This window comes from Rothia nasimurium, assembly GCF_928381415.1.
Lineage (GTDB): Bacteria > Actinomycetota > Actinomycetes > Actinomycetales > Micrococcaceae > Rothia > Rothia nasimurium_H.
In genome coordinates this window covers 233,661-253,225 of record NZ_CAKMSF010000003.1, presented here as the reverse complement: position 1 = coordinate 253,225, position 19,565 = coordinate 233,661, and the positions used below count along the sequence as shown (strand labels likewise).

The following is a 19,565-nucleotide window of genomic DNA, read 5'->3' as shown; positions in this document are numbered from 1 at the left end:
GGAGGGTTTAGACCTCTTCGACAGAGCTGGGCTCTGCGTGGGACAGGTCAATGCCCAGGTCATCTGCTGCTCGGAAGCCTTCGTCTTCTACATCGCGCATTTCGATGGTCTTACCGTCGGTTGAGAGAACCTCAACGTTCAGGCAGAGGGACTGCATTTCCTTGATCAGGACCTTGAAGGACTCGGGCACACCGGGTTCGGGGATGTTCTCGCCCTTGACGATGGCTTCGTAGACCTTCACGCGGCCGTGAACGTCGTCAGACTTGACGGTCAGGATTTCCTGCAGGGTGTAGGCGGCACCGTATGCTTCCAGTGCCCACACTTCCATTTCACCGAAGCGCTGGCCACCGAACTGGGCCTTACCGCCCAGGGGCTGCTGGGTGATCATGGAGTAGGGGCCGGTGGAGCGTGCGTGGATCTTGTCGTCGACCAGGTGGTGCAGCTTCAGGATGTACTGGTAGCCAACGGATACCGGCTCGGGGAAGGGCTCACCGGAGCGGCCATCGAGCAGGCGGGCCTTACCTGAGCGGTTGATCAGGCGGTCGCCGTCGCGGTTGGGGTTAGCGTGGTCCAGTAGCTCGAAGAGTTCCTCTTCGCCGGCACCGTCGAACACGGGGGTTGCGACGTTGGTGGGGCCGGTTTCCTTGGGGAAGTTGTGGAGCTTGTCCAGCCAGGCGGGGTTGCCTTCGATCTTCCAGCCCTGCTTGGCCAGCCAGCCGGTGTGAACTTCGAGTACCTGACCGATGTTCATACGGCCGGGGACGCCCAGCGGGTTGAGGATGATGTCAACGGGGGTGCCATCTTCCATGAAGGGCATGTCCTCGATGGGGAGGATCTTGGTAATAACACCCTTGTTACCGTGGCGGCCTGCCAGCTTATCGCCGACGGTGATCTTACGCTTCTGGGCAACGTAGACGCGCACCAGCTGGTTAACGCCGCTGGGCAGGTCTTCGTCATCAGTTTCGCGGTCAAAGATACGGACGCCGATAACGGTACCGGACTCACCGTGGGGAACCTTGAGGGAGGTGTCGCGAACTTCGCGGGACTTCTCACCGAAGATGGCGCGCAGCAGGCGCTCTTCGGGGGTCAGTTCGGTTTCGCCCTTGGGGGTGACCTTACCGACCAGGATGTCGCCGGCCTCAACCTCGGCACCGATGTGGATGATGCCGCGCTCGTCGAGGGCTGAGAGCACCTCTTCGGAGACGTTGGGGATGTCGCGGGTAATCTCTTCAGCACCCAGCTTGGTGTCGCGGGCGTCGATTTCGTGCTCTTCAATGTGGATTGAGGTGAGCACGTCGTCGGAGATCATGCGCTGGGACAGGATGATGCCGTCCTCGAAGTTGAAGCCTTCCCATGACATGTAAGCCACGAGCAGGTTCTTACCGAGTGCCAGCTCGCCCTTATCGGTGGAGGGACCATCGGCAATCAGGCTACGCTCTTCAACGCGGTCGCCCACCTTGACCACAACGCGGTGGTTGTAGCAGTTACCGGGGTTGGAGCGCTGGAACTTGAGGATGGGGTAGGAGGTGGTGGTGCCATCGTCGTTACGAACGACTACCAGGTCAGCGGAGACCTCAGAGACCACACCGGCCTTCTTAGCAACGACGGAGTCACCGGAGTCAAGAGCTGCGTAGCGCTCCATACCGGTACCAACGACGGGTGCTTCTGATTCGAGCAGGGGAACGGCCTGACGCTGCATGTTAGCACCCATCAGTGCTCGGTTAGCGTCGTCGTGTTCCAGGTAGGGAATCAGGGCGGTTGCCACAGACACCATCTGGCGGGGGGAGACGTCCATGAACTCAATCTCAGAGGCGTCTACCAGCACAGCTTCGCCAGAACCGTCGCCCGCACGGCAGAGGACCTGCTCTTCGGCGAAGGTCATGTCTGCGTTCAGGGGCGCGTTAGCCTGAGCGATGGTGTTGCCCTTTTCGTCATCGGCGGTGAGGTACTTGACCTCGTCGGTGACCTGACCGTTCTTGACGATACGGTAGGGGGTCTCGATGAAACCGAAGGGGTTGATGCGGGCGTAGGTTGCCAGCGAGCCAATCAGACCGATGTTGGGGCCTTCAGGGGTTTCGATGGGGCACATACGGCCGTAGTGGGAGGGGTGCACGTCTCGCACTTCCATGCCTGCGCGGTCACGGGAGAGACCACCGGGGCCCAGAGCTGAGAGACGACGCTTGTGGGTCAGACCTGCCAGCGGGTTGTTCTGGTCCATGAACTGGGAGAGCTGGGAGGTGCCGAAGAATTCCTTGATGGAGGCAACCACGGGGCGGATGTTGATCAGGGTCTGAGGAGTGATGGCCTCGACGTCCTGGGTGGTCATACGCTCGCGAACGACGCGCTCCATGCGGGACAGACCGGTGCGGATCTGGTTCTCGATCAGTTCGCCCACGGCGCGGATGCGGCGGTTACCGAAGTGGTCGATGTCGTCAACGTCAACGCGGATGTCGACTTCCTGGCCGTCGCGGATGCCCTTGATGCTGGTGCCACCTGCGTGCAGGGTGACCAGGTAACGAATCATGGCTGCGATGTCGTCCTGGGACAGCACTGATGCTGAGGGGTCGTTGACGGGGGTGTCGATACCGAGCTTGCGGTTGACCTTGTAACGGCCGACCTTTGCCAGGTCGTAGCGACGGGGGGTGAAGTACATGTTGTCCAGCAGGTTCTGGGCAGCGTCAACCGTCGGGGGTTCGCCCGGGCGCAGCTTGCGGTAGATGTCAAGCAGGGCCTCTTCGCGGGTCTGGACGGTGTCCTTCTCAAGGGTGGCGCGAATGGAGTCAAATTCACCGAATTCAGCCAGAATCTTGGCTTCGCTCCAGCCCAGGGCCTTGAGCAGGGTGGTGACGGACTGCTTACGGCGGCGGTCCAGACGGACGCCTACCTGGTCACGCTTATCGATTTCGAGTTCGAACCAGGCACCGCGGGAGGGGATAATCTTCGCGGTGTAGATGTCCTTATCGGAGGTGCGGTCGGCGGTCTTTTCGAAGTAGGCACCGGGTGAGCGAACCAGCTGGGAAACAACGACACGCTCGGAGCCGTTGATTACGAAGGTGCCGGATTCGGTCATCAGGGGGAAGTCACCCATGAACACGGTCTGCTGCTTGATTTCGCCCGTGTTGTTGTTCATGAATTCGGCCTTGACGTACAGGGGAGCTGCGTAGGTCGCATCGCGATCCTTGCACTCTTCCATGGTGTACTTGGGGTCGGCGAATTCGGGATCGGAGAAGGACAGGGACATGGTGCCCTGGAAGTCTTCGATCGGGGAGATTTCTTCGAAGATGTCGGCAAGACCTGAGGTCTGGCTGACGGAGGTATCGCCGGTTTCTGCTGCTACAGCGGCTTTGGCTGCCCAGCGTTCGTTACCGACGAGCTGATCAAAGCTGTCGAGCTGGAGCGCGAGCAGGTTAGGTACCTGCAGGGGCTCAGCAATTTTTGCGAATGAGATTCGGCGCTGCGAACCTACGCCGTTAGCGGCTTCAGTGTTAGAGGTGCTCGAGGCGACCAAGATTGGATCCTTCCACAGACATGTCTGTTCGTACCCGCTCCCCCACCAGGGGCGGTACGCTCAAGGACCCGTTGAAGAGGCAAACTAGCCTGTCATAGCACCTGTGCCGTGCTGGGTAGTGGCTAGATTGATGTTCGAGGGTACTGGGGCGTACTTAAAACCTGTTACAACCTGCCCACCGCTATATGAAGGCACAGAAGATTAGGGAAGCGCAAATATTCATGCTACAGCAAAATATTTGCGCTGTCTATACCCAATCTCCGCTCTTTTTGCAAACTCCGGTTAGCACTCCACCACGTTGACGGCCAGGCCACCCATGGAGGTTTCCTTGTAGCGGTGAGACATATCTTCACCGGTCTGGCGCATGGTTTCGATGACCTGGTCCAGAGAGACTCGGTGCTGACCGTCCCCTCGCAGGGCCATCTTGGCCGCGGTCACCGCATTGGAGGCCGCCATGGCGTTACGCTCGATGCAGGGTATCTGCACCAGACCCCCCACGGGGTCGCAGGTCAGCCCCAGATTGTGCTCCATAGCGATTTCGGCGGCATTTTCTACCTGCTCGTTGGTGCCGCCCATGACCTGGGCCAGGCCCGCAGCCGCCATAGAGGAGGCAGTGCCGACCTCACCCTGACAGCCCACTTCAGCGCCAGAGATTGAGGCCCGCTTCTTGTAGAGGGCACCGATGGAGGCAGCCGCTAAGAAGAAGTCGACGACAGCATCATCAATGACCTTTTGACCGCGGTGACGCACCGAGGGCACATAGTTAAGGGCGTAGTGCAGCACGGCGGGGATAATGCCTGAGGCCCCGTTGGTGGGGGCGGTGACGATACGGCCGCCAAAGGCGTTTTCCTCGTTGACGGCCAGGGCGATGAGGTTAACCCAGTCAATGGCGAACTCGGGTGACTTCTTAGGGTCTTCTGCCAGCAGGTCTCGGTGCCACTGGCCAGCACGGCAACGCACTTTAAGCGGGCCGGGCAGGTAACCCATTCGTTCCAGGGATGAGCCAATGCATTCCTTCATGACCTGCCGAATATGCAAAATTCCGGCGCGTACTTCGCTCTCGCTGCGCTCGGTCTTCTCGTTTTCCATCTTGAGCTGGGCGATGGACAGGCCCGCGCTATTGGCCATATCAAGGAGCTCTTCGCCCGACCCGAAGGGGTAGGGAGCCTTAGATAGCCCGGTGGAACCCGATGATTCTTCGTTTTCTTCAACGATGAAGCCGCCACCGATGGAGAAGTAGGTGCGCTCTAACAGCAGGCTCTCCCCCGCGTAGGCGGTGACCTTGATGCCGTTGGTGTGGCGGGGAAGTACGGTGAGCGGACGCAGGGTGATATCGGCTTCCCTGTAGGCCAGGACGGGCCCGCTCACCTTGGTTGCCTCTGGGCCGGGGGCACCGGACTCGAAGGCTGCCGAGGGGTAGCCTGCCAGGGGCAGGGTACCCTCCACCTGGTTGCGGTCCATGAGGGCCTCGGCAGCAGCAATATCGATGGTTTCGGGCACGAAACCAGCCAGCCCCTTAATGGCTGCGCTCATGGTGCCGTGCCCGGCGCCGGTAGCAGCCAGGGAGCCGTAGAGGTCGATGTGAACCCGGGTGACGTCCTTGAGCGTGCCAGCATCAATCAGTTCAGCGATGAACCGGTTGGTGGCTCGCATGGGACCCACGGTGTGGGAGCTAGAAGGGCCAATACCGATGGAGAACATCTCGAAGACGGAAATGTCGTAGTCCAGGGCTTCGGCTTTGGTTTGTGCTTCTGAGTGGGGTGGTTCAGAAAGGTAATCGGGGGTGGCTGTTAGCTCCATAGGTGATGCTCCTTTGGGGTGTCAAGGGTTCCTAGGTCAGAAAGAACCCTGTGCTACCAACCGGCTTCCGACCGATTGTGGCGGGGTAACGGTAGCACAGGGTTCTGATCGAGATGCGCTCGTGGCCTACTTCTCGCGCTTGTAGAAAGGCAGCTCTACGATATCGAAGGGGGCAACCTTACCACGGATATCAACATTGACAGTCTCACCTACGGTGGCGTGCTCGGTTGCCAGTAGGGCCATAGCCACAGGGTAGCCCAGAGTGGGTGAGGGAATACCCGAGGTAATCTCGCCAATCTCGGTGCCGCTCTCATCGACCAGCTTGGAGCCCGCGCGGCCGGGGCGCTTGCCCTGGGCCTTGAGGCCCACCAGAGAACGAGCCGGGGTCTGCTCGGAGAGCTGAACCAGGGCGTCCTTACCCACAAAGTCAGCGGTCTTCTTCGTCAGGGCAATCTCAACGAGCTTGCCCATGCCGGACTCGAAGGGGGTGATGTCGCGGCCCAGTTCGTGGCCGTAGAGGGGCATACCGGCTTCAAGGCGAAGGGAGTCGCGGGCGGCCAGCCCGGCAGGGATCGCCCCGTGCTTCTCACCGCGTTCAGAGGCCAGGGCCCAGAGCTGGGCAGCGTCCTCATTCGCGACGTAGATTTCAAAGCCGTCCTCACCTGTGTAGCCGGTGCGGGCCAGCAGGGCCTCGATGTTGCCGAAGCGAATCGGGGCAGCTGCGTAGTAGCCCATGGAGGTGATGGTCTCGGCGTCGGAGGGGTCCATCTCTAGCAGGATGGCTTCTGAGGCCGGGCCCTGAACAGCGACCAGGGAGGTTGATTCAGTCTCATTGACCAGCTGCACATCGAAGCCCTCGGTACGGGCGCTCATGGCCTCGTAGTCGGCTGCCACGTTAGCGGCGTTGGGAATGACCAGGAACTCTTCTTCGCCCAGGCGGTAGGTAATCAGGTCGTCGATAACGCCGCCGTCCTCGGCCAACAGCAGGGAGTACTTGGCCTTGCCCACCTTGAGAATGGACATGTTAGAGAGCAGGGCGTAGTCCAGGAAGGCACCGGCGTCGGGGCCGGTGACCCGGAATTCACCCATGTGGGAGAGGTCGAAAAGGCCAGCTGCTGATCGAACAGCCTTATGCTCTTCAACATCGTTGGTGTACTTGAGGGGCATGTCCCAGCCGCCAAAGTCGGTGAAGGCGGCACCCAGGTCAGCGTGGACCTGGTAGAGGGCAGTTTTCTGGGGTGACATAGGGGTAAACCTTTCTAGCCTTAAGCGCTGTGGACTTCGATGTCGAAGGCTTCCATGGGCGGGCATTCGCAGACAAAGTTACGGTCGCCGCCGGCACCGTCGATGCGGCCAACGGGGGTGAAGTACTTGTTCAGGCGCAGCTCGTGCACGGGGTAGGCGGCCTGCGAACGGGGGTAGGGGCGGGTCCATTCGTCGGCGGTGACGACCTCGGCGGTGTGCGGGGCGTTGCGCAGCACAGACTCCTCGGCGCTGACCTTACCGTCGATGACTTCTTGAATCTCAGCGTGGATCTGGGTCATGGCCTCAATGAAGCGATCCAGCTCAGCTAAGGACTCTGATTCGGTGGGCTCGACCATGAGGGTGCCGGGCACGGGGAAGGCCAGGGTGGGGGCGTGGAAGCCGTAGTCCATGAGGCGCTTGCAGACGTCCTCGGCAGTGATGCCGGACGCGGCGGTCAGCTCGCGCAGATCCAGGATGCACTCGTGGGCGACCAGGCCGGTCTCACCCGCGTAGAGCACGGGGTACAGGGAGCCCAGCTTCTTGGCGATGTAGTTGGCCGAGAGGATGGCGGTTTCGGAAGAAGCTCGCAGGCCCTCAGCACCGGTCATAGCGATGTACATCCAGGAGATGGGGAGCACACCGGCAGAACCAAACATAGCCTGGGAGATGGGCAGGGGGGCATCTGCCAGCTTGCCTTCGGCGTCCGCCTCGAAGCCGTTACCGGGCAGGTACTTCTCAAGGTGGGCGCCGACAGCAACGGGGCCGACGCCGGGGCCACCACCGCCGTGGGGGATGGCGAAGGTCTTGTGCAGGTTCAGGTGGGAGACGTCGCCACCAAACTTGCCAGGCTGGGCCAGACCCATCTGGGCGTTGAGGTTGGCGCCGTCTACGTAAACCTGGCCACCGGCGTCATGCACCAGCTGGCAGACCTCAACAACCTGCTCCTCAAAGACACCGTGGGTAGAGGGGTAGGTAATCATGATGCCGGCGATGGTGTCACCGTATTTTTCGATCTTGGCCTTGAGGTCTTCAACATCGATGGAGCCGTCGGGGGCGGTTGCCACACCGGCGACGGACAAACCTGCCAGGGCAGCGGAGGCGGCGTTGGTGCCGTGGGCACTCATGGGAATCAGGACGACGGTGCGCTGGGTATCGCCGTTAGCCTCGTGGTAGGCACGGATAGCACGCAGGCCAGCGTACTCGCCGGACGCACCGGAGTTGGGCTGCAGGGAGATAGCGTCGTAGCCGGTAATTTCAACCAGCCAGGCTGAGAGCTCATCAATCAGGGCCTTCCAGCCGGCAGCCTGGTCAGCAGGCACATTGGGGTGGATGGAGGCGAACTCGGGCCAGGAGATGGGTTCCATCTCGGCTGCTGCGTTCAGCTTCATGGTGCAAGAGCCCAGGGGAATCATGGTGCGGTCCAGGGCCAGGTCCTTGTCTGAGAGGGAGCGCAGGTAGCGCATCATGGAGGTCTCAGAGCGGTAGAGGTGAAAGACCGGGTGGGTCATGTAGTCGTCGGTGCGCAGCAGAGCCTCGGGCAGCTCGTAGGCATCGGTCTCCCCCAGTTCACCGCCCAGGGCAGCTGCCAGGGCTTCCAGGACCTCATCGGTGTGGGACTCGCCCACGGAGATGGAGATACGATCTGCTGAGATTTTACGGACGTTGATACCGGCTTCCAGGGCCTTGGCGACCAGCTCGTCGGCGCGTCCTTCGGCCTCAAAGGCAACGGTGTCGAAGAAGGTCTCGTGGACCAGCTTCAGGCCGGCTGCGGTACCAGCGGCGGCGATACGGGCGGCATTATCGTGCAGGCGGTTAGCGATAGCCCGCAGGCCCTCAGGGCCGTGGTAGACGGCGTAGGCACCGGCGGCGATAGCCAGCAGGGCCTGGGCGGTACAAATGTTTGAGGTGGCCTTTTCGCGGCGGATGTGCTGCTCGCGGGTCTGCAGGGCCAGGCGGTAGGCGGGCTTGCCGAAGGCGTCCTGGGAAACACCCACCAGACGGCCGGGCAGGTTACGTTCCATGCCCTTAGAGACAGCCATGAAAGCTGCATGCGGGCCGCCGTACCAGAAGGGCAGGCCAAAGCGCTGGGAGGAGCCAACAGCGATGTCAGCGCCCTGGTGGCCGGGGGCAGTCAGCAGGGTCTGGGCCAGCAGGTCGGCGATGACGGTGACCAGGGCGCCACGCTCCTTGGCGGCCTTGATGACCGGCTCAATGTCGCGTACTTCGCCGTCGTGGCCGGGATTGGAGATAATGACGCCGTAAAGGTCGCCCTCGGGCAGGCCATCGGCAAAATCGGTGACCACGAAGGAAATGCCCAGTGCTTCGGCGCGGCCTCGGACAACCGACAGGGTCTGGGGCAGGGCGCGGGAGTCAATAGCGAAGAAGCCGTTCTTGATCTTGCGGTTGGCCCGGTGCATCATGACGGCGGCCTCAGCAACGGCGGTTGCCTCATCGAGCAGGGAGGCGTTAGCGATGGGCAGGCCGGTCAGTTCCATCACGGTGTTCTGGAAGTTCAGCAGCGCTTCGAGGCGGCCCTGGGAGATTTCGGGCTGATAGGGGGTGTAGGAGGTGTACCAGCCCGGGTTTTCAAGAATATTGCGGCGGATAACAGCCGGGGTGATGGCGTCATAGTAGCCGGCACCAATCATCTGGTGCTTGACCTGGTTGAGGGCGGCGTAGGAGGCAATCTTGTTCTGGGCCTCAAGCTCGGTTAGGGGGGCGGGCAGGTTGAGGTCGCCCTCTAGACGAATATTGGAAGGAATGACCTCGTTGATGAGGGCGCCAAGGCTGTCATAGCCCAGCACCGAGAGCATGGTTTCTTGGTCGTTTGAGCGGGGGCCAAGGTGGCGGTCGATGAATGACATGGTGACTCTCCAGGGTAGAGGGTAAACCTGCCCACAGGGGTGCCCTGTGGTGGTGCCCTCCCCGCTCTGTTAAAACCTGAGAGTTTTGGTTCGCAGCTACCCATCACGCTTGGTAGCGGGCGCGAATTTTGCCCCTTCGGTGGGGGTTTGACGCCCCTCTCCAGAGTTGCCTAACTGAGCGGTACATGTGCCTGAGAGTTTCCCGGGGAGGGTTTGCTCCTTCGGCGCCGGTGCCCGTGGTCCCTCAACCTCGAGCGTGTACGGTCTCTCCCGCACCAGTCGTAACGGCGTTCTAGTGTTATCAACCCTTATTGTGCCACACCTTACACCTAGAGCACCAGATGAGCGGCTTTCGCGCCTCAAGGCAGGCGGCATCAGAAGGCGGACGCAACCGCGCCCCGCTTCCCTGCCCGAAGGCAGGAAAACGGGGCGCGGGCGTCCACAGAGTACGTTCCCCCCCCCTCATAGCTGAGGGGGGTATGAGATTAGGCGGGACGGGCGGCCTTCTTATCTGAGGCCATCCAGAGAGAGACCACAATGGAGATAACGCAGGTGGCACCCAGGGCTAGAACGCCCCAGAAGTAGTTGCCGAAGGCGGTGTAGGCAGCGCCCATAATCAGGGGCGGGAAGTAGCCGCCCAGGCCACCGGCTGCTGAGACCAGGCCCGATACGGTGCCGGTGTCCTGCGGGCGAACGACCTTGCCCAGCCAGCCGTAGATGGTGCCGGTACCGAAGCCCACAAAGAGGGCCATGACCACGTGAAGCAGGGTGTTCACAGCGGTGCTCTCGGGCTCGAAGGCGATGCAGACAGCCAGCACGGTCATAGCAACAAAAACGATGAGGGTGGTGAGCTTGCCACCGAACTTATCGGCTGCGACCCCGCCGAAGGGGCGGGCCAGCACTGCGCAGGCCGCGAACATGGCAGCAAAAGTACCGCCGGCAACAGCCTCGTAGCCGTAGATGTTCTGCATGTAGGTAGAGAGGAAGTTCGAGAAAGCTACGAAGGCACCGAAGACCACAGCGTAGATGAAGCAGAGCTGCCAGGTGACCAGCTTCTTAGACACAGCCAGAATCTTGGGTAGAACCGGCTCGGGGGTGCGGGCCTTCATAACGGGTGAGTCACGGATAAAGAGCCAGACGATGACGGCGTAGGTCAGGGCTACGCAGCTCATAATGACGTGGGTGGGAAAGTAGCCGAAGGTAGCCAGCATACGGGGGTTAAAGAAGGCAGCGCAGGCGGTACCGACCATACCCATGCCGAAAATACCGGTAGCTAGGCCCTTGCGGTGGGGTTCAAACCAGGCCGCGGCGAAGGGAATGCCCACCGCGAAGATAGAACCGCCAATACCCAGGAAGAAGGCTGCCACCAGCAGCAGGGAGAAGTTACCCATCTGCCCCACCAGGCCGGTAACGAGCACCATGGATCCGGTGAGGGTCAGCATGATGGTGAACATGATGCGGCCACCGAAGCGGTCGGTCAGCGCACCCACCGGAATACGGGCCAGGGATCCAACAATCACCGGGGTAGCGATCAGCAGGGAGCGCTGCCCCTCGGTCAGGCCGTAGGTTTCGGTGTAGTACTTGGCCAGGGGGCCAATCATGGTCCAGCCCCAGAAGCCAATCATGGAGGCCAGGGCCGCCATAATGACGTACTTGAACTGGCCAGCAAGCTGCGGATCTTTCGCAGCAACAGCCGTAGTAGACATGGTGTTTTCCTTAGTATCAGTCTTTGAGGCAGGTAGCCTGTCTCGATGGGGCGGGGATACCCCTGCAGCCGACTGGCTGGGGCTGGCATGAATTGCGACGAGCCCCCAGGCGAGGAGCAAGAAGGTTAGTCGGCTAAGGGGTATCCCCGCGCCTCTTTAGTGGTGGTGGTGCTGGCGCTCGACCGTGCGGGCGTCCTTATTCACGGAGTCTGCGGTACCGACCGGTGACCAGCCGCGGGCGTGGTTGCGCTTGCCACGGGAGCGGTAGACGATGTAGGGCCGGAAGATGTAGTGCAGGGGTGCGGTGAAGGCGTGCACCAGGCGGGTGAAGGGCCAGAGGCAGAAGAGAATCATGGCCACAATGACGTGGATGTGGAAGGAAGTAGTAGCGCTGGCCATGGCCTCGACGTTGGGCTGGAAGTAGAAGAGGGAGCGGAACCAGACCGAGACGGTTTCACGGTAGTTGTGGTGTCCCTCGATTTCCATGGCGTTGAAGAGGGTGGCAACTGAGCCAAGGACGATGGCGCTGGTCAGGGCTACATACATCATCTTGTCGTTCCAGGTGGTGGCGCGGAAGACGGTGGCCGAGGTGCGGCGGCGGTAAATCATGGCGAAGAGGCCGATTAGGGTAGCAACCGCTGCAATGGAGCCCAGCACCAGAGCGTTGATGTGGTAGAAGTGCTCGGAGATGCCAACCGCGTCAGTCCAGGACTTGGGGATCACCAGACCCACGATGTGGCCCACGAGCACGACCAGGATGCCGTAGTGGAACATGGGGGAGGCAATTCGCAGCAGCTTGGACTCGTACATCTGGGAGGAGCGGGTGGTCCAGCCGAACTGGTCGGTCTTGTAGCGCCAGAGAGTACCGCCGATGACGATGGCGAGGGTGATGTAGGGGAAGATGCCCCAGAGGAAGAAGTCGAGGGCGTTAACTGTGCCGGTCACAGGGTGGCTCCGTTCTTATGGTCGGCACCGATGGTGGCGCCGGGTGTCTGTTCGTGGGGCAGCAAAAGGGGTAGCAGGCGGGGGTCGCCGGGGGCCAGGGCCAGGCCGACGGCTTCTGCGGGCGGGCCTGCGGTGACCAGTTTTTGCACGTCCGCCTGAGTTTCTGGGGAAACTCCGGGCAGGGTCTGGCAGACCGCCTCAATCAGCTCATAGTAGGGCAGGTTGTCATCGCGCAGGGCCAGGCGAAGAAGTTCCAGGGAGGGCCGGTAGGCCTGAAGCGCTGCCCGCCCGGCCCGGGCGTCCACCAGGGCGGTGAACTCGAGAACCATGGGCAGGTAGTCCGGTAGTTCCCCGTGCAGGGTAGTGACCATGCCGGAGTCGCGGTACATCTGCTTGAAACGGGCCAGGGCCTCGCCGCGGCGGCGGGTGTCCCCCTCGGTCCAGTAGGACAGGTGGAAAGCGTGGCGACGCGACAGGTCGTATTCCTGCACATATTCAGCCTGCATGGCGTCAAGCTCGGTTGCCTCGTACCAGTTCTTTATACGAGCTACGCCGCGCATTAGGTAGTCGTTACCGGTTTCTTCGGCGAGCGCGGTGAGCTCGGGCAGCAGGGCGCGGGTTTCTTCGCTGGGGTAGCGCATGAGGACGCTGGTGAGCTGGTAGACCACGGCGTCGGTGGGGTGCCCGCTCCCCCAGTCCATGTCGAAGGGGTCGCCCGAGGGCGGGGTGGGTGGTTCCACCTCCGCCGCGTTGCGTTTGAGGAGTTTGGAGAAGAATCCTGCCACGGCTAGACCTTCTTGCTTCCGGAAGTATCGGGGAAGAGGGAGTCGGGGCGGGTTTTGCCATCCCACATGAAGATGTCGACCTTGCCGTCGGCGCGGGCGGCGTTGGCGTAGGAGCCTGCGGAGACAGGCACGGGGCGGTCGCCGGGGTCGGTGAAGGCTCCGTCGTAGAGCATACCGGGGCCGCCGTCGGTGTCGAGGGAGCAGCCGATTTCTTCGAGGTTGTGGGCGTCCTCCAGGTGGGCCGGAGGAATGACGTAGCGTTCTTCGTACTTGGAGATAGCCATGAGGCGGTACATCTCGTACATTTCTGCTCCGGTCATGCCGACTTCGTGGGCGATCTCTTCGTTGCCGACGCCGCCGAGGGTGATGTCTCGCATGTAGGCGCGCATGGCGGCTAGCTTTTTGAGCACGTTGACCACGATGGTGGTGTCGCCTGCGGTGAAGAGCTCGGCAAGGTATTCGACGGGGATGCGCAGGGAGTCGATGGCTCCGAAGAGGTTGGCCTGGGACTCTGCGTCGTGGCCCTGTTCCTTGAGCAGGTCGATGATGGGTGAGAGCGGCGGTACGTACCAGACCATGGGCATGGTGCGGTATTCGGGGTGTAGGGGAAGGGCGATCTTCCATTCCTTGGCCAGCTTGTAGACCGGGGACTTCTGGGCTGCGGTGATCCAGGAGTCGGGGATACCCTGCTTGGTTGCCTCACGAATGACCTCGGGGTCAAAGGGGTCAAGCATGATGTCGAGCTGGGCCTGGTAGAGCTGCTTTTCATCGGGTACCGAGGCGGCTTCGGTGACGCGGTCGGCGTCGTAGAGGAAGATACCGATGTAGCGCATACGACCCACGCAGGTTTCGGCGCAGACGGTGGGAATACCGTGCTCGATGCGGGGGTAGCAGAAGGTACATTTTTCGGCCTTGCCGCTCTTGTGGTTGAAGTAGATCTTCTTGTAGGGGCAGCCGGTGATGCACTGGCGCCAGCCGCGGCACTGGTTCTGGTCGACCAGCACGATGCCGTCCTCTTCGCGCTTGTAGATAGCGCCGGAGGGGCAGGACGCCATGCAGGAGGGGTTGAGGCAGTGCTCGCAGATGCGGGGCAGGTAGAACATGAAGGTGCGTTCGAACTCGAACTTGATCTTCTCTTCTGACTGCTGGCGTACCTTTTCAACCAGAGGGTCCAGGTGGCCGGACTCGTGGGCGCCGCCCAGGTTGTCGTCCCAGTTGGGGCCCCATTCGATGGAGGTGTCCTCACCGGTAATCAGAGATTTAGGACGCGCGGTGGGAAAGTCATCGCCTAGGGGCGCGTTGGTGAGGTTCTCGTAGTCGTAGGTCCAGGGTTCGTAGTAGTCCGAGAGTTCGGGCTGAACCGGGGAGGCGAAGAGGGTAAAGAGTTTCTTGAAGCGGTTACCGCTCTTGAGCTCCAGGCGTCCGCGCTTGTTCAGTACCCAGCCGCCCTTCCACTTTTCCTGGTCTTCGTAGCGGCGGGGGTAGCCCTGGCCGGGGCGGGTCTCGACGTTGTTGAACCAGACATATTCGGTACCGGCTCGGTTGGTCCAGGCCTGCTTACAGGTGACGGAGCAGGTGTGGCAGCCCAGGCACTTGTCGAGGGCCATGATCATTGAAACTTGTGCCATGACGCGCATTAGTAGGTTACCTCCTGCTTGCGGCGGCGAATTCTTGAAACGATATCTCGCTGGTTACCGGTGGGTCCCAGGTAGTTGAAGGCATAGGCCTGGTGGGCGTAGCCACCGATCAGGTGGGTGGGTTTGACCATGATGCGGGTGACGGAGTTGTGAATGCCGCCTCGCTTGCCCGAGACCTCTGATTTAGGGATGTTGACCAGGCGTTCCTGGGCGTGATGCACGTAGACCACACCTTCGGGCATACGGTGGGAGACCACCGCGCGACCCACGAAGACGCCGTTGGCGTTCTCACACTCAATCCAGTCGTGGTCCTTGACCCCGATTTTGGCAGCGTCCTGAGGGCTCATCCAGGCGTGGGTGCCACCGCGGGAGAGGGTCTGCATGTAGAGGTTGTCGTGGTAGGAGGAGTGGATAGCCCACTTGTTGTGCACCGTCACGTAGCGCACAGCTACCGACAGGTCGCCGGTCTCACCGATTTCGGGTTCACCGAAGAGGTTGTGCATATCCAGCGGCGGGCGGTAGACCGGCAGCTGCTCGCCCATCTCACTCATCCAGTCGTGGTCGAGGAAGAAGTGCATACGACCGGTGAGGGTGTGGAAGGGCTTGAGCTGCTCGATGTTGAGGGTGAAGGGGGCGTAGCGGCGTCCGCCGGTCTCTGAACCTGACCATTCCGGTGAGGTGAAGACGGGGCAGGGCCGGTCCTGGGTATCGCGGAAGGTAATACGCTTTTCTTCGTTACCCTCAGCCAGGTGATGCATCTTTTTGCCCACCCGCTTTTCCAAGGCCTTGAAGCCCTTGAGGGCTACCGGACCGTTGGAGGTACCCGAAAGAGCCAGGATGGTGTCGGCCAGTTTGATATCGGTGTCGAGAGCCGGCAGGCCAGCGCCCTTACCGCTACCCATGACGCCGTGTTCCTCAGCTAGCTGGGCCAGCTGCTCGTTGACGTCCACGGTCACGAACTTGGTGGTGGTGCCCAGTTTGGAGAGCAGGGGGCCGACCGAGGTGTACATGTCGTAGATAGCCGGGTAGTCACGCTCCACCACGGTAAAGATGGGCATATTCTTGCCCGGGATACCGGCGATTCCCTGGTTCTTCCAGTCAGGTGCATGGCCGCCGGGCTGGGCCAGCTGACCGGGGGTATCGTGCTGCAGGGGCACGGATACCAGGTCGCTGCGCTTGCCCAGGTGCTTGGCTGCCCACTTGGAGAACAGGTAGGCCAGTTCCTTGAAGACCTGGTGGTCGGTCTTGGTCTCCCAGGGCGGGTTAATGGCCGGGGAGAAGGCATGGATGTAGGGGTGCATATCGGTGGAAGAGATATCGTGCTTCTCGTACCAGGTAGCGGCAGGGAAGACGATGTCCGACAGCAGGGTGGATGAGGTCATGCGGTAGTCGGTAGTCACCAGCAGGTCCAGCTTGCCCTCGGGCGCGCTCTGGGCCCACTTGACCTCGGCGGGCTTGAAATCCTCGGCGTCCTTACCCATGACCGAGTTGTGGGTGCCCAGCAGGTGCTTGAGGAAGTATTCCTCGCCCTTGGCGGACGAGCCCAGCAGGTTGTTGCGCCACAGCACCAGGGTGCGGGGCCAGTTGACCGGGTTATCGACGTCCTCCACCGAGAAGTCCAGGTCGCCCGAGTTCAGGCGCTGGGCAACGTAGTCTGCCGGGGACTCTGCGGTGCCTGCGGCAACCGCTGCGGCACCGGCGTCCGCCAAATCCAGGGAGTTTTCGGGGAACTGGGGGTAGAAGGGCATCCAGCCCATGCGCACGGAGCGGGCTAGGACGTCCGCAGTGTGAACCCCGCGCAAATCCCCCTTGGCTAGGGGCGATTGCAGGGAGTCGGTGGTACGACCGTCGGAGCGGAACTGGTCGGTATGCATGTACCAGAAGGCGGTGCCTGCCTGGGTACGCGGTGGGCGAATCCAGTCCAGGGCGTTGGCCATGTGGGACCAGCCGGTGATGGGGCGGGCCTTTTCCTGGCCGACGTAGTGGGCCCAGCCGCCGCCGTTGCGGCCTTCAGCGCCGCACATCATGAGCAGGGCTAGAATCGCGCGGTAGGTGGTGTCGCCGTGGTACCACTGGCAGATACCGGCACCCATGATAATCATGGTGCGGCCACCCGAATCGATGGAGTTCTGGGCGAACTCGCGGGCGGTGCGAATCACAGCATCGGCGGGTACGGAGGTAATGGCCTCCTGCCAAGCCGGGGTGTACTGGGTTTCGGCATCCTCAAAACCGGCAGCCCAGGTACCGGGCAGGCCGGGGCGGCCGATACCGTACTGGGCCAGCATGAGGTCAAAGACGGTGGTGACGGTCTTGCCCTCGACGGTGATGGTGGGTACGCCACGGGTAATAATCTTGCCGCGGCCCGAGGGCTCGTCGAAGGCGGGCATCTGGATCTCGACGGCGCGCTCGGCGCCGGTCGGCAGATCAAGGATAGACAGGGCGGGCTTAACCCCCTGTAAGTCCAGGTTCCACTTGCCTTCGTCCTCTGCGTTGTAGCGGTAACCCAGTGAACCGTTGGGTACCACAACCTCACCGGTTTCGCGGTTGAGCAGGGCGGTCTTGAAGGACGCATCGGGCACCTGGGCGTGCTCGGCAAGGTTGGCGGCGGTGAGGAACTTAGCCGGAACCGTCACCCCGTCCTCGCGGGTCTCTAGGGTGACCAGGAAGGGGAAGTCGGTGTAGGTGCTCACGTAGTTCTCGAAGAACTCGACGCGGCGGTCGACAAAGTTCTCCTTGAGGATCACGTGCCCCATAGCCATAGCAAGGGCGGCGTCGGTGCCGGCCTGGGCGGGTAGCCACTCGTCGGCGAACTTGGTGTTATCGGCGTAGTCGGGCGAGACGGAGACAACCTTGGTGCCGCGGTAGCGTACCTCGGCCATCCAGTGGGCGTCGGGGGTGCGGGTGACCGGGATGTTGGAGCCCCACATCATCAGGTAGGTGGCGTCCCACCAGTCACCAGATTCGCGCACGTCGGTCTGGTCGCCGAAGACCTGGGGCGAGGCTACCGGCAGGTCGGCGTACCAGTCGTAGAAGGAGGTCATCACGCCGCCGATGAGCTCGATGTAGCGAGCACCCGAAGCGTGGGAGACCATGGACTTGGCAGGAATGGGTGAGAAACCGATGTTGCGGTCGGGCCCGTAGGTCTTGATGGTGTGAATCTGGGCTGCGACCACCATTTCCAGGGCTTCTGCCCAGGAGCCGCGTACCAGGCCGCCCTTACCGCGGGCGCTCAGGTAGCGGGAACGCTTTTCGGGGTCAGAGACAATCGAGGCCCAAGCTTCGACGGGGTCGCCCAGGCGGGCGCGGGCTTCGCGGTACATCTCCAGCAACACACCACGAATGTAGGGGTACTTCACGCGGGTGGGTGAGTAGGTGTACCAGGAGAAGGCGGCGCCGCGGGGGCAGCCGCGGGGTTCGTATTCGGGGCGGTCGGGGCCAACGGTGGGATAGTCGGTGGCCTGAGCCTCCCAGGTAATCACACCGTCTTTGACGAAGACCTGCCAGGAGCAGGAGCCGGTGCAGTTAACGCCGTGGGTGGAGCGGACGACCTTGTCATGGCTCCAGCGATTGCGGTAGAAAACATCGCCTGCGCGACCGCCCTTGAGGAAGGCTGCGCGGCCGTCGTCGGTTTCGTCCCACTTGGTGAAGAATTTGCCGAATTTGATGAGCTTGTCAGTGAGCGGCCCGTCGGGCCCAGGTGTGTGTGATGCCTGCTGTGTCATGGGCACCAGTCTACCCAATAATTCGCACAATAAATACCGAATAAAAATCTTCGCTAATTAAGCATCAGGCATACACATATTCAGCGGCGGCAGGGCTTTAAACCACCCGCTCAGAAGCCCTACCCCTGGCTTGTCAGCCAGGAGTCAATGCCACCTTCCACGCTGTAGAGATCGCTGAAACCAGCATCGGTGAGCAGCTTCAGCGCCTTGAGCGAGCGCACCCCCGCCGCACAATAGAGGGCGTAGCGCCCCTGGTGGCTGGGCAGAATCGTGTCAATGGCCGACCCTAGAGCCGGATCGGCAGAAGCGGCTTCAATCAGCGACAGGGGTAGGTTGAAGCTACCCGGAACAGCCAGCGCTGCGTGCTCGTGAGGCTCTCGCACATCAATGAGGGGAACCCCCTCGAAGTAGGGTGAGCCGGCAATATCAGCCCAGGTAACTTCCATACCGTACTGGTCAGGTTCGGCAGTAGCGGGTTCCCAGTCGGCAGCAGGCGGACGCAGGGGCGCAGGAGCCTGCCCCTCCCCCACTACCCGCCCACCGGCGTCCGTACCAGAAACCGCCGTGCGGGCACTCGGGTCGGTACCCGAACCAGAAGCAGCGCGGGGGGTAGAGGCAAGCAGGGGGATGTATTCCCAGCGGCCGGTCAGACCGGTGTAGTAGCCCACCTCGCCCATCAGCGGCTGCCCAATACCGGCCAGCAGCTTAATAACTTCCAGGGCCATTGCGGTTCCAACGACCCCAGCCAGGGCACCGATCACCCCTGCGGTAGCGCAGTTAGGTACCGAGCCGGGGGCTGGTTCGAGCGGGTAAAGGTCCTCGTAGACCGGCCCATGACCCGCCCAGAAGACGCTCATCTGGGCGTCAAACCCGAGAATGGCACCCCACACATGGGGAATACCCAGGGCGGCAGCAGCGCGGGAGGCGGTGTAGCGGGTGGGGAAATTATCGGAACCATCAACCAGCACGTCCACCCCGGCTAGTAGCTCTGCCGCATTAGCGTCGGTCAGACGCTCCTTGACAGCTTCAACCCTAATCAGGGGGTTGAGTTCGCGCAGGGTTTGGGCGGCTGAGTCGGCCTTGGAGGCCCCTACCCGGGCATAGGAGTGGATGACCTGACGGTGCAGGTTAGAGGTTTCTACCGCATCATCGTCGATGATGAGAATACGGCCGACACCCGCCCCGGCCAGGTAGAGCAGAGCCGGGGAGCCCAGGCCGCCTGCCCCGATCACCGCAACCGTTGCCGCGTTCAGCTTTTCCTGACCAGCCTGCCCCATCTCCGGCAGAATCATCTGCCGCCCGTAGAGCTGGTAGGCCAGCGACGTTAGTTCAGAGGTCATGGTAGGTCTTTCT

The 19,565-nt window shown here is 61.9% G+C and carries 10 protein-coding genes and 2 riboswitches; all 10 genes read right to left on the bottom strand.

What is annotated here, in order from left to right; translation table 11 throughout:
* Positions 1-7: 7 nt before the first annotated feature.
* Positions 8-3,508, bottom strand: coding sequence for a DNA-directed RNA polymerase subunit beta (locus L7A20_RS04755; RefSeq protein ID WP_237185973.1), 3,501 nt, complete (start codon positions 3,506-3,508; stop codon positions 8-10).
* Positions 3,509-3,790: 282 nt separating this feature from the next.
* On the bottom strand, positions 3,791-5,308 hold the full coding sequence (locus L7A20_RS04750) for an L-serine ammonia-lyase (protein ID WP_272879211.1): 1,518 nt from the start codon (positions 5,306-5,308) through the stop codon (positions 3,791-3,793).
* A gap of 126 nt (positions 5,309-5,434) precedes the next feature.
* On the bottom strand, positions 5,435-6,553 hold the full coding sequence (gene gcvT, locus L7A20_RS04745; RefSeq protein ID WP_237222584.1) for a glycine cleavage system aminomethyltransferase GcvT: 1,119 nt from the start codon (positions 6,551-6,553) through the stop codon (positions 5,435-5,437).
* Between the two features lie 20 nt (positions 6,554-6,573).
* On the bottom strand, positions 6,574-9,417 hold the full coding sequence (gene gcvP / locus L7A20_RS04740; RefSeq protein ID WP_237222583.1) for an aminomethyl-transferring glycine dehydrogenase: 2,844 nt from the start codon (positions 9,415-9,417) through the stop codon (positions 6,574-6,576).
* Between the two features lie 56 nt (positions 9,418-9,473).
* Positions 9,474-9,586, bottom strand: a riboswitch (glycine riboswitch).
* A riboswitch (glycine riboswitch) is annotated at positions 9,587-9,700 on the bottom strand. It abuts the riboswitch before it with no gap.
* A 202-nt stretch (positions 9,701-9,902) separates the two neighbouring features.
* Entirely contained in the window at positions 9,903-11,123 is a 1,221-nt protein-coding gene (locus tag L7A20_RS04735) for an MFS transporter (RefSeq protein WP_237222582.1), read from the bottom strand.
* Between the two features lie 156 nt (positions 11,124-11,279).
* On the bottom strand, positions 11,280-12,068 hold the full coding sequence (gene narI / locus L7A20_RS04730; RefSeq protein WP_237185969.1) for a respiratory nitrate reductase subunit gamma: 789 nt from the start codon (positions 12,066-12,068) through the stop codon (positions 11,280-11,282).
* Positions 12,065-12,853 carry a nitrate reductase molybdenum cofactor assembly chaperone gene (narJ, locus tag L7A20_RS04725; RefSeq protein WP_237194734.1) on the bottom strand — a complete coding sequence of 263 codons (789 nt, stop codon included), beginning with the start codon at positions 12,851-12,853 and terminating at the stop codon, positions 12,065-12,067. Before narJ ends, narI begins: the two co-directional genes overlap by 4 nt.
* Positions 12,854-12,855: 2 nt before the next feature.
* Positions 12,856-14,490, bottom strand: a complete 1,635-nt coding sequence (gene narH / locus L7A20_RS04720) for a nitrate reductase subunit beta (RefSeq protein ID WP_237194736.1) — start codon at positions 14,488-14,490, stop codon at positions 12,856-12,858.
* Entirely contained in the window at positions 14,490-18,212 is a 3,723-nt protein-coding gene (locus L7A20_RS04715) for a nitrate reductase subunit alpha (protein WP_237222581.1), read from the bottom strand. Before L7A20_RS04715 ends, narH begins: the two co-directional genes overlap by 1 nt.
* Positions 18,213-18,331: 119 nt before the next feature.
* Positions 18,332-19,552, bottom strand: coding sequence for a ThiF family adenylyltransferase (locus L7A20_RS04710; RefSeq protein ID WP_237222580.1), 1,221 nt, complete (start codon positions 19,550-19,552; stop codon positions 18,332-18,334).
* Between the last annotated feature and the right edge of the window lie 13 nt (positions 19,553-19,565).